The following is an 11,218-nucleotide window of genomic DNA, read 5'->3' on the forward strand; positions in this document are numbered from 1 at the left end:
CTTCTATTTCAAAATTAACCTAACCTAAACTTACAAAATTTTAATCCAAAATAAGAAATTATTTAAGAACAAATTTTATATTTGCTCACATGCGCATAATTGCTTTCCTTTTTTTTATCAGTCTTCCTTTTTTAAGTGCTGCACAGCATCAATTTTCAAATGAAATTAGCCTTATTTCTGACAATGATTTATACACATCTATATATAGAGATCGTTATTATACCAACGGCCTATTTTTAAATTATAGGACTGTTAAAAATGATTTGACAAAAGAGGCTCCAAAAAGAATTTACACATTTAAAGTTGGGCATATGATGTATACTGCTATAAGGTCTACTTTACAGTTTGCAAGTACACACGATAGACCTTTTGCTGGGTATTTATACGGTGGTTTTGGCATTGATAGGTTTTACAACTCAAATAATATATTTACTACGGATATAGAAATTGGCGTTGTAGGTCCAAATGCAAAAGGAGAAGAATTACAAACATTTATGCACAGTATTTATAATTATCCTAAGCCGTTAGGTTGGAAATATCAAATACACAATGCATTTGCATTAAATTTAAATGCAAGCTATGTGTATTATTTTCCTAAAATTAGTTCTAATTTTATAGATATTAGCAGTTATAATTCCTTAAAAGTTGGAACTATTTTTACAAATATTTCAACAGGGGTTTACGCTAGAGTTGGATTTAAAAAATTACAATCATTTTCTAATTCGGTTGCTTTTCATTCAAACTTAAATATAGCTTCTCAAAATAATAATGAATCTTTCGTTTTTATAAAGCCTCTGATCAATTATACTTTGTATGATGCTACCATACAAGGAAGTTTTTTAAACAAAACAAGTCCTGTTACTTTTGATGTAATGCCTTTTCACTTTTCGTTAGAATTAGGATATCGCTATTACCGAAAACGCTTTTTATATGGATATACATACATCTATCACACAAAAAAATTAAAAAGTTTAAGAGCTGCAAAAACCAATTCTTACGGAAGTATTTATATTGGATATCACTTTAACTAATTGGTGAAATAATCGTCTTTAAAACCTATTAAATAGAGTTTCTCTTCTGCTCGCGTGATGGCTGTATACAACCAACGGAGATAATCTTCATCAATTCCTTCTGGTAAATACGGTTGCTCTACAAAAACGGTCTTCCATTGTCCTCCTTGAGATTTATGACACGTCATGGCGTACGAAAACTTGACTTGTAAAGCATTAAAAAACTTGTTGCTTTTAACCGCTAATAATTGTTTGTATTTAGATTTTTCGTGGGCAAAATCCTCTCTAACTGCTTGATATAATTTATTAGATTCTTCATAGGTTAATGAAGGCGATTCACTAGAAAGTGTGTCTAATAATAAAACGGTTTCAAAGGGTTGTTGATTTGGATAATCTATCATTCTAATTGTTACTTCAGCAAAACGAAAACCATACAATTCTTTTACAGAGTTGATTCTTGTGATTTCGCAAATATCTCCGTTAGCAATAAAACCCGCTTCAGAAGAATCTTTTAACCAATAGTAATTGTTTTTTACAACCATTACATAATCGCCCGTAGAAATTTCATTTTCTTGTCCACGAATTTTTGTTCTAATTTGCTCGTTGTACTGATTGGCTCTTTTGTTAGAACGCACAATAAATGCAGTATCTTCTACTCCAATATTATCGTAAGCAGAAGTAATTGCATCTTCAATATCGTAACCATCTTCTAATCGAATAACATCTGGGAAATTTAAATCGAATTGAAAATCTGTAGCTTTATGATGTATGAGCATTCGTAAATGTGTTGCGTTGGCAAGAATTCCAGAATTTTCGTGCTGACGCATTACTTCATCCAATTCTATTTCTGTAACATCTTTATGGTAATCTAATTCTAAAGTTCTTGCTTCTAAAGCCGGACTTACATTTAATTTTACGGGTGGTAATTGCGCCGTATCACCAATAAAAATGATTTTACAATTTTTTCCAGAATACACATAATTGATTAAATCATCTAACAAAGAACCAGTTTCAAATAGTTTTGCGTTGCTTGGTTTATCTGGAATCATTGACGCTTCATCAATAATAAAAAGAGTGTTGGTATGTTTATTTGGTTGAATTACAAAATCTACAGAACCATTTTGTTGCTTTTTGGGGAAATATATTTTTTTATGAATTGTAAATGCTTGCTTTTTAGAATACCCAGAAATTACTTTTGCTGCTCGCCCCGTTGGGGCTAATAAAACTGCTTTTTTACCAACTTTCCACAGCGAATTAACAACCGTGCTAATGCTTGTTGTTTTACCAGTACCAGCGTATCCTTTTAATAAAAATAAGGCACGATTATTGTTGTCAAATATAAAATCTGACAATTCATCTAACAATTTTTGTTGTTTAATTGTTGGCTCAAAAGGAAACTTTTGAAGAAGTTCTTTATAAAAATCTGCTTTGGTTTTTATCATAAAATTTCAAATTTCAAATATAGGAATTGATTTATGCATAAAAATTTTTATCATTAAAAAAAAATTGTAGATTTGCGAATACTCATTTAAAAACTATACTAATGTTAATTACTATTATTGCCGCTATTATTGTTACTGGTGCTGTTGCATTTTTAATTGTAAAATACCTTCCATTAAAACTAAAACCTATAGTTTCTATAGTTTTGCTAGTGTTAGCAATCTTTATAACTTGGAAAATATATGATGGTATTATGAAACCAATTAATTTTCACAAAAACAAAAAAGTTGTTTACGCTAAGGTTATTGATCAATTAAAAATGATCCGAGATGCAGAAATTGCACACAAAGAAGTAACTGGTACATATTCTAAAAGTATTAGCGGTTTAATTCAGTTTATAGATACTGCTCAATTAGCATTGACAAATACAACAACTGTTGTAGAAATGGTAAACAAAGGAACTAAGTGGCAAAAAATAATGGTGCCTGTAGAAAAGAGAATAACTGATACTATTGGTTACGAACCTGTTTTAGATAGATTTACAGGTAGAGATTATAAAAACATGGCTAAAGTTCCAGGAACTGATAAAGAGTTTTCTGTAGAAACTGCAACAATAGAAAAATTTACGGGAATACAAGTAGATGTGTTTTTTGCTAAAGCAAACAAAATTGATGTTTTAAAAGGGATGGATCCTTCTTTAGTAAAACAAGAATTAGAAGCAAGAACTTCAGACGAAATTAAAGGTGAATTTATTTCTGTAGGTTCTTTAAACGAAGTAACAACTGGAGGTAACTGGCCACCATCTTATGATAAAAATGATCGTGCGACAAAAGACGATAAATAAAATTATAAAAGACAATTATAGAAAAGAAATATCCATCCAATTTAGTTTGGATGGATTTTCTTTTTGCATCTGTAATTCTACAACCAAGGAATTACAGCATTTTACTACGCATACTTTTGAAAATTCTGTTGCAACACCAGAGTTGCTATTGTCAAAAATTGAAAAATTATTTAACGATTATTCCGTTTTAAAACAAGAGTTTGAAACCGTTACCATCATTCATCAAAATAATTTATCTACACTTGTTCCTGCTGCATTGTTTAATGAAAATGAGTTGCAATTGTACTTAGATTACAACATAAAAACACTCACAAACGATTTTATAGCATTTGATAGTTTAACCCAACTTGACGTTAAAAACGTGTATGTTCCGTACATCAACATTAATAATTATTTCTTTCAGCAATTTGGCGAGTTTGATTACAAGCATCATGCAACAGTATTGATAGATAAATTAATTTTACATTCTAAAAACAATACAAAAAAGCAATTTTTTGTAAATGTTGCTACTACTAATTTTGATATTGTAGTGATTGAAAATTCAAAATTATTGTTCTACAATTCATTTTCTTTCAATACAAAAGAAGATTTTATTTACTACATTTTATTTACAGCTGAGCAATTAAAATTAAATCCAGAAACATTTTTATTATATTTTATTGGCGATGTAGAAAAGGATTCAGAAATTTATCACATTACATATCAATACATTAGAAATGCAGCTTTTATCAAACTAAATATTCCTTTCTTTGATGAAGAGGAAGACATTTCTAATCATTCACATTATACAACGCTCCCATAAATGAGAATTATCTCTGGAAAACACAAAGGAAAAAGATTGTCTGCTCCTAAAAACTTACCTGTAAGACCAACTACAGATATGGCAAAAGAATCTTTGTTTAATATCATTAACAACAATTATTACTTCGAAAATGTTGATGTCATTGATTTATTTGCCGGAACCGGAAATATTAGTTTCGAATTTGCCTCTAGAGGAACACAATCTATCTACAGTATAGATCAACACTTTGGTTGTGTAAAATACATCAATACCATTTCTAAAGAGCTCGATTTAAACATAAATACTTACAAAAGTGATGTCTATAAATTTTTAGAAAAAACACCTTTGAAAGCAGATATTTTTTTTGCTGATCCACCTTATGATTTTGAAAGGGAACAGTTTTTAAAAATCGCTGAAATTATTTTTGATAGAAAACTTTTAAATGACGATGGTTTGTTAATTATAGAACATTCGAAGCATACCGATATTTCTACACATCCAAATTTTAGTTATGCTAAAAAGTATGGCGGAAATGTATTTAGTTTTTTTGAGTATCTTGAGTAATCTTTTAAATCCTATCTTAGAATGAATTCTCAAAAGAAAATGCTACTTATTTTAATTGCTTTCCTTTTAACTCAAAATTTTAAAGCAAACGCTCAAACTACAGAAATTCCTAAAGAAGATCGATTGGCTTGGTTTAAAGATGCAAAACTCGGTATTTTTATTCATTGGGGAATTTACGCTGTGAACGGAATCGATGAATCTTGGTCTTTTTACAACAATTATATTTCATATACAGATTATATGAAACAGTTAAACGGATTTACAGCTAAAAATTATAATCCTACAAAATGGGCTAAACTTATTAAAGAAAGTGGCGCAAAATATACTGTTATTACCACAAAACATCATGATGGAGTTGCCCTTTGGGACACAAAACAAAACGATTTGAGTGTTGTGAAGAAAACACCCGCTAAACGAGATTTAATTACACCTTTTGTAAACGCCGCTCGAAAAGAAAACTTAAAAGTTGGCTTGTATTTTTCGTTGTTAGATTGGTCGCACCCTGATTATCCAAATTTTACAAGAACAAAAACGAAATATACCAAAGATGATAAAAAATGGAATTCGTTTACCAAATTTAATTTCGGGCAACTCTATGAATTGACAAAGTTCAATCCAGATTTGTATTGGTTTGATGGCGATTGGGAACAATCAGCAGATAAATGGAAAGCGAAAGAAATTAGACAATTATTATTAAAGAAAAACCCACATACATTTATCAATTCAAGATTGCAAGGTTACGGAGATTACGCAACGCCAGAACAAGGTATTCCGATTACAAAACCGTTGAATAGTTTTTGGGAATTGTGTATGACCATGAACAATTCTTGGGGCTATCAACCAAACGACACAAATTACAAAACAGCAAATCAACTTATTAGAATTTTAGTAGATTGTATCAGTATGGGCGGGAATTTATTATTAGACATCGCTCCAAAACCAGACGGAACAGTTCCAGAAAAACAAGTTGAGCTTTTAAAAGGAATTGGGCGTTGGACAAACAAACATAAAGAAGCTATTTACGAAACAAGAGCTGGAATTCCAAAAGAGCATTTTAATGGCTACACAGCATTGTCTAAAGACAAAACAACATTGTATTTGTATGTTGATAATAAACCAAACGGTCCCTTATTAATCAAAGGTTTAAAGAATAAAGTGAATAGAATCTGGGTTGTTGGCAATGGCACAAAATTATCTCATAAAGTTGTCGGAAAACAATATTGGAGTACAGTTCCTGGGTTGTTGTATATTGATTTACCAGAAAAAGTGCAAGATAAAGACGTTACTGTAATTGCGATTCTTTTACAAGGAAAAGTTGATTTGTACAGCGAAGAAGTTAAAGCGATAGAAAGTAATTAAATACCTTTAAGCAGCAGTGTTGTAAGTAAAAATGATACTACAAATACAATAATTGCAATGATATATAATTTCTTAGGTTTCATTATTTAAAGTAAAGAGGTAATTATTTTATCTATGGTAATTCCTTCTGCTTCTGCTTTGTAATTTTTCACAATTCTGTGTGATAAAATTGGAATTGCAACAGCTTTTACATCTTCAATATCTGGAGAAAATTTCCCGTTAATTGCGGCATGTGCTTTTGCTGCTAAAATTAAATTTTGTGAAGCTCTTGGTCCTGCTCCCCAATCTATATAGTTTTTTACAAAATCAGTTGCGCTGGCTTCTTTTGGTCTTGTTTTACTCACCAAAGAAACAGCATATTCAACCACATTATCTGCTACAGGAATTTTTCTAATTAATTGCTGAACATCTAAAATTTCTTGACTAGAAAATATTGAATTTACTTCATTTACTTTATTTGAAGTAGTATTTTTTACAACTGCTACTTCTTCTGCAAAAGAGGGGTATTCTAAATGAATAGAAAACATAAAACGATCTAATTGCGCTTCTGGCAACGGATAGGTTCCTTCTTGCTCAATTGGGTTTTGAGTAGCCAACACATAAAATGGCAATTCTAATTTATAATGATGACCTGCAACTGTAACTGAACGTTCTTGCATCGCTTCTAATAAAGCGGCTTGCGTTTTTGGCGGCGTTCTATTTATTTCATCAGCTAAAATAATATTGCTAAAAATGGGGCCTTTAATAAACGTAAATTTTCTGTTTTCATCTAAAATTTCGCTTCCTAAAATATCTGAAGGCATTAAATCTGGAGTAAATTGAATTCTTTTAAAATTCAATCCTAAAGTATCAGAAACTGTATGAACCAACAAGGTTTTTGCCAAGCCTGGAACACCAATTAACAACGAATGTCCACCACAAAAAACAGAAAGTAATACATAGTTAACTGCATCAGTTTGACCAACAATTACTTTTGAGATTTCTTTTTTTAGCAGCTTTGTTTTCTCTACTAATTGTTCAATTGCAGCTACATCAGACATTAATTACTCGTTTTCTTTTTTCCAATTTTTTTGAAACACACACTTATTATATTTATCGCTAATTTTAATATATGTGTCTTCTATTTTATTTTTAGCCCATTTGGTAATGTTCTCTTCTTTTTTCTTTTGTAATGCTAATTTTTGAACCTTAACATAATCATTTACTAAATCTGCTTTATGTGTAAGTGTTCTATCTTTCATCAAGATAATTTTATACATTTTTTCGCCCTGCTGAGTTTCGTCATAAAAAGGATCAGTAATTTCTCCTTTTTTAGTATTGATAACTCGCGCATACAATGAAGGGTCCATTCTTGTTAAGTCGAAGCGAGTTTCATTTGTATAAGGATTAACAATCATTCCTTCACTGTTTTTAGTGTCTTTGTCTTCAGAATATTTTAAGACAGCTTCTTCAAAAGTAATTTTTCCATCAATAATATCTTTTCTTATTTTTTCTATTTTTTCTTTTATTTCCTGAATTTTAGAATCTAAAATTTCTGGTTGAATTAAGATATGAGAGACAATTCTTGTTTTACCCTTTATTTCGTGAAGTTGAATAATATGATACCCAAATAGTGTTTTAAACGGCTCAGAAACTTGACCAACATCTAACGAAAAAGCAACTTCCTTAAACTCTTTAATAAACTGACTATCTTTTGTAACCGACATTTGTCCACCATTTTGGGCTGCAGAAGGATCGTCTGAATTTAAAACTGCCTTCAGTTTAAAACTTGCACCAGCTTCAATTTCTTTTTTAAGTTTAGATAGTTTTTTAATAACTCTATCTATTTCTTCTTTTGTTGGGGTTGCATAAAGAACAATTTGCGACAATTCTATCTCAGCCTGAAACTCTGGAAGCTCATTTTTGTTTTTTAAACCGTTGTAGTAAATTCTAACTTCTTCTGGTGTTACATCAATTCCTTCATTAATTTTTTGTTGCTCTTTTGCTACTAATGCATTTTCTTTTTCTATAGAAAAAAGTTCTGTTCTTAAATCTTTTAAATCGTTGAATCCATATTCTTTAACAACTTTTTCTATCGAACCAAACTGTTGTGTAAAATAAGCTAAGTTTCTATCTACAGCAGAGTTTACTTCAGTTTCTGTTACCAATACACTATCAATAACTGCATGGTGAGAAAGTAGTTTTTGTAACATTAATTGTTCTAACATTTCGCAGTCAGAAATTTTAATTTTTCCTTCACTACGTTGTTCTATATCTAATTTAAATTTTGCAATATCTGAGCTTAATACTACATTTTTTCCTACTACAACATCTACTCCATCTATTTTATTCATTTGTGCTTGTGCTGTTATTGTAAACAACACCATTATGAAAATAAATACTGGGCTATTAATACTCTTTAAAGTTTTTGTTCTGAATTGCATCGTTAAGTAACGTTTTTTCTATATCTCTAATTAATTCTAGTTTTCTTTTGTGTAAAATTAGTTGTTTTATGGTTGGGGTGATATAGTTTATAGGTGCAATATCGTTCCTTTTTAAAACATCTTTTACAGCCACCAAATATAACCCTAAAGAATCTTTTTTTTGTATGTATTTGGTTTTTTTTAACAAATATTCTCTTGGTTCTTCTTTAAATTTTGGAATTTTTAACAAAACATCTTCTAATTTAATCCAAGTAGAATCATTTAGGTTGATTGCTTTAAAGTTTAACTCTTGATTTTCTAAGGCAATTAAATCTTCTTCCTTATCCGATTTAAAGTGTTTTATGATTTCTTTCTGATCTAATAAATTATTTCCAAAATGAAGATATTTTATTTTAATAAGCTCTTCATTTAATCTAAAATTTACTTTGTTAGCATCGTAATATTCACCTATTTCATCTTCAGAAATTACAGTGTCTAATTGTTGTTGAATTAAGCGTTCTTTATACCCATTTATCAACAAACTTTCTTTGTAGTCTTGTACCAGTTTATTGTACGTTTCATTTTCTTGTAAGGTTAAATTTTCTTCTGCTTTTTGCTTTAGCAATTCTTGTACAGCCCAATTGTTTATAATGCTTTTAACAATTAAAATACTATCGTTTTTAGATATATTTTTAGGAATTAAAGACTCAATGTCTTTACTATATAAGTAATTGTTATTGATACTTGCAATTGGATTTTTTCGGGTATTTTCTTTCTTGCCGAAATCAAAAAATTGACAGGAAGAAAAAGCTGTTAACAAAAAAAAATAAACAAGTTTTTTATTCATGAGAAGCGTATTGTTTTATGAGTTTTTTTAAAGTTCTCTTCTTTATAATTACTGGATATCTTTTGCGTAAAGTTGCAATTAATTCTTTGTCTAAAAATTCTTGATAATCATTCATTACTTGTCCTTTATTATTAGACAATTCTTTAAAAGAATATTTCGATTTATTTTTATAAAAATAGTTTTTTAATCCTACACTATCTTTTGTTGATTTGTCCCAAACTTTTTGTTGCATAAAATCAAATACAATTAAACCATCTTGGTATTCCTGTAATGTGTTAGCAAACTCTGGTTCTGTAAATTTTAAATGCTCTTTAAAATAAGTAAGCACTTCTTCGTTCTTAAAATCATTAAAAAGAACAGCAATAGATTTGTGTCTTCTGTTCCTTATATAATCAAAAAATGCTGCTTGCTTAATCTTTTTGTTATTTATTGATAAAATTACTTGCTGTAAAGTGTCTTTATTAGAAGCTCTAATTCCTTCTGAATTAAAAACAGCTTTAGTTTTTTCAAATTCTACAATCTTATATTCGCTTTTTAACCTTTGTAAAACATGTAAATCAGACATTCTTGCGCCGCCGCTTGCTTTCACTTTTTTTGTCAATTCATTTTTCATTTTTTTAAATGATTTAACAGGATATTTTTTTAATAATTTAACAATGTGCCAACCGTATTGCGTTTTAAAAGGCATTGAAATATCGTTTGTGTTTTTCAACTTAAAAGATGCTACCTCAAATGGTTTTACCATTGTGCCAATACCAAATTTAGGTAGTTTTCCTTCGCTTAAAACAGTACTTTTGTCCTTAGAATATTTTAAAACTAATTGCTCAAAATTTGCACCATTTTTTAAACTTGTATAAATACTATCAACTAATATTTTTCCTTTCTTAGATTGATCTGTAATTAACAAATGTGCTACTTCTACTTCTCCATCAGACAATTGTAAATCATTTACTTTTAAAAAATGATATCCATAACTCGTTTTAAAAGGTTCAGAAATCTCACCAATTTTTGTTTTATATGCATTATTTTCAAAAGGATACACCATTCTAAAAGCAGTAAAATAACCTACATTTCCCAAATTATTTTTTACTGATTGATCATCAGAATACGCAAGCGCAACTTTATCAAAATCTTTCCCAGAAAGTACTTCTTTTCTTGCTTTCTGTATTTTATTATACGCTATTAAAGTATCTGCAGGAGTTGCATTTCTATCAACTTTTACTAAAACATGACTCACATTAACCTTGTATTTTGTTCTATAATAGGCATCTTTTACCAATGTAGACAAATACGTTGTGTCTTGTAAATATGGTGAAATTAACTGATTTTTATAGGTTTCTATTTCTCTTTTATACCTTTTCGTTTCATTTAATTTTAATCGATATGCTTCTTTTAATTTTAATTTAAAATTGATAAATAAATCTAAATTTTCTTTGATCTTTTTTTGATTTTCATCTTGAACAATATTTAAATTTTTCTCGTACACCTTTTTAAATTCTAATACAGATACTTTTGTGCCATCAACACGAAACAATTCATCAGTATTTTTCTGTGCAAAAGAAACAAAATAAGTTGCTATAAATAAGATTGTAATAATTTTAATCTTCATGTGTATTTTAATTTATAGAGAGATAATTCCTTCAATTTTTTCTGCTTTTCTATAATAAGATATTACTTCATCAGCAGAACTTAATTCAATTCTTATAGAAAGACTAACGTATTTACCATTTTTAGATTCTTTTGAAGCTATTTTAATTAGCTTATTTTTAAAAACATCTTCAACTTCCATAAAATGATTTCCTTTTGCAGGAACGATAAATTTATATAAATATTCTGATGGAAATTTAGTTGTTGCCTCTAAACTATCTTTTAGTTTTAAATAAAAATCTTCTTTTTTAGACATGTTGCTAATTTTATCTTTTTTATTATTACTGCAAAATTACACTATATTATTATTTTTATAATCAGATT

At 29.1% G+C, this 11,218-nt stretch carries 11 protein-coding genes; 5 read left to right on the forward strand and 6 right to left on the reverse strand.

Going from position 1 to position 11,218, the window contains the following annotated elements; all coding sequences use genetic code 11:
• Positions 1-89 precede the first annotated feature (89 nt).
• Complete coding sequence (locus KCTC32516_RS10775) at positions 90-1,031, forward strand: lipid A deacylase LpxR family protein (protein WP_301400450.1); 942 nt, start codon at positions 90-92, stop codon at positions 1,029-1,031.
• Here the strand turns inward: KCTC32516_RS10775 and KCTC32516_RS10780 are convergent.
• On the reverse strand, positions 1,028-2,452 hold the full coding sequence (locus KCTC32516_RS10780) for an ATP-dependent DNA helicase (RefSeq protein WP_301400451.1): 1,425 nt from the start codon (positions 2,450-2,452) through the stop codon (positions 1,028-1,030). The genes KCTC32516_RS10775 and KCTC32516_RS10780 overlap by 4 nt on opposite strands.
• A 101-nt stretch (positions 2,453-2,553) precedes the next feature.
• Here KCTC32516_RS10780 and KCTC32516_RS10785 point away from each other — a divergent pair, with 101 nt between their 5' ends.
• The 4 genes from KCTC32516_RS10785 to KCTC32516_RS10800 are packed head-to-tail and all read left to right on the forward strand — an operon-like array spanning position 2,554 to position 5,998.
• Entirely contained in the window at positions 2,554-3,294 is a 741-nt protein-coding gene (locus KCTC32516_RS10785; RefSeq protein WP_301400452.1) for a hypothetical protein, read from the forward strand.
• Positions 3,257-4,096: a DUF3822 family protein gene (locus KCTC32516_RS10790; RefSeq protein ID WP_301400453.1), complete on the forward strand. Its 840-nt coding sequence runs from the start codon at positions 3,257-3,259 to the stop codon at positions 4,094-4,096. The genes KCTC32516_RS10785 and KCTC32516_RS10790 overlap by 38 nt, the downstream gene beginning before the upstream one ends.
• Positions 4,097-4,639 carry an RsmD family RNA methyltransferase gene (locus tag KCTC32516_RS10795; RefSeq protein ID WP_301400454.1) on the forward strand — a complete coding sequence of 181 codons (543 nt, stop codon included), beginning with the start codon at positions 4,097-4,099 and terminating at the stop codon, positions 4,637-4,639. It begins immediately after the preceding gene.
• Positions 4,640-4,660: 21 nt separating this feature from the next.
• Positions 4,661-5,998: an alpha-L-fucosidase gene (locus KCTC32516_RS10800; RefSeq protein ID WP_301400455.1), complete on the forward strand. Its 1,338-nt coding sequence runs from the start codon at positions 4,661-4,663 to the stop codon at positions 5,996-5,998.
• Positions 5,999-6,084: 86 nt separating this feature from the next.
• Here the strand turns inward: KCTC32516_RS10800 and KCTC32516_RS10805 are convergent, their stop codons facing one another.
• Genes KCTC32516_RS10805 through KCTC32516_RS10825 form a run of 5 tightly spaced genes read right to left on the reverse strand, consistent with a single transcriptional unit; the run spans position 6,085 to position 11,150 of the window.
• Positions 6,085-7,038, reverse strand: a complete 954-nt coding sequence (locus tag KCTC32516_RS10805) for an AAA family ATPase (RefSeq protein ID WP_301400457.1) — start codon at positions 7,036-7,038, stop codon at positions 6,085-6,087.
• A 3-nt stretch (positions 7,039-7,041) separates the two neighbouring features.
• Positions 7,042-8,331, reverse strand: a complete 1,290-nt coding sequence (locus tag KCTC32516_RS10810; protein WP_301400458.1) for a peptidylprolyl isomerase — start codon at positions 8,329-8,331, stop codon at positions 7,042-7,044.
• Positions 8,332-8,386: 55 nt separating this feature from the next.
• The gene (locus tag KCTC32516_RS10815; protein WP_301400459.1) at positions 8,387-9,247 is read right to left on the reverse strand and encodes a hypothetical protein; all 861 of its coding nucleotides are present in this window, start codon (positions 9,245-9,247) and stop codon (positions 8,387-8,389) included.
• Positions 9,240-10,856, reverse strand: a complete 1,617-nt coding sequence (locus KCTC32516_RS10820) for a peptidylprolyl isomerase (RefSeq protein WP_301400460.1) — start codon at positions 10,854-10,856, stop codon at positions 9,240-9,242. The genes KCTC32516_RS10815 and KCTC32516_RS10820 overlap by 8 nt, the downstream gene beginning before the upstream one ends.
• Positions 10,857-10,868: 12 nt before the next feature.
• The gene (locus KCTC32516_RS10825) at positions 10,869-11,150 is read right to left on the reverse strand and encodes a DUF493 family protein (protein WP_301400462.1); all 282 of its coding nucleotides are present in this window, start codon (positions 11,148-11,150) and stop codon (positions 10,869-10,871) included.
• Positions 11,151-11,218: the final 68 nt, after the last annotated feature.

Source organism: Polaribacter huanghezhanensis, from assembly GCF_030444335.1.
In the GTDB taxonomy this organism is placed as follows: Bacteria; Bacteroidota; Bacteroidia; order Flavobacteriales; family Flavobacteriaceae; genus Polaribacter; species Polaribacter huanghezhanensis.

Coding starts and splice junctions, on each gene's coding strand:
- KCTC32516_RS10775 (WP_301400450.1), top strand. CDS start 90: ATGCGCATAATTGCTTTCCTTTTTTTTATCAGTCTTCCTTTTTTAAGT.
- KCTC32516_RS10780 (WP_301400451.1), bottom strand. CDS start 2,452: ATGATAAAAACCAAAGCAGATTTTTATAAAGAACTTCTTCAAAAGTTT.
- KCTC32516_RS10785 (WP_301400452.1), top strand. CDS start 2,554: ATGTTAATTACTATTATTGCCGCTATTATTGTTACTGGTGCTGTTGCA.
- KCTC32516_RS10790 (WP_301400453.1), top strand. CDS start 3,257: ATGATAAAAATGATCGTGCGACAAAAGACGATAAATAAAATTATAAAA.
- KCTC32516_RS10795 (WP_301400454.1), top strand. CDS start 4,097: ATGAGAATTATCTCTGGAAAACACAAAGGAAAAAGATTGTCTGCTCCT.
- KCTC32516_RS10800 (WP_301400455.1), top strand. CDS start 4,661: ATGAATTCTCAAAAGAAAATGCTACTTATTTTAATTGCTTTCCTTTTA.
- KCTC32516_RS10805 (WP_301400457.1), bottom strand. CDS start 7,038: ATGTCTGATGTAGCTGCAATTGAACAATTAGTAGAGAAAACAAAGCTG.
- KCTC32516_RS10810 (WP_301400458.1), bottom strand. CDS start 8,331: ATGAATAAAATAGATGGAGTAGATGTTGTAGTAGGAAAAAATGTAGTA.
- KCTC32516_RS10815 (WP_301400459.1), bottom strand. CDS start 9,247: ATGAATAAAAAACTTGTTTATTTTTTTTTGTTAACAGCTTTTTCTTCC.
- KCTC32516_RS10820 (WP_301400460.1), bottom strand. CDS start 10,856: ATGAAGATTAAAATTATTACAATCTTATTTATAGCAACTTATTTTGTT.
- KCTC32516_RS10825 (WP_301400462.1), bottom strand. CDS start 11,150: ATGTCTAAAAAAGAAGATTTTTATTTAAAACTAAAAGATAGTTTAGAG.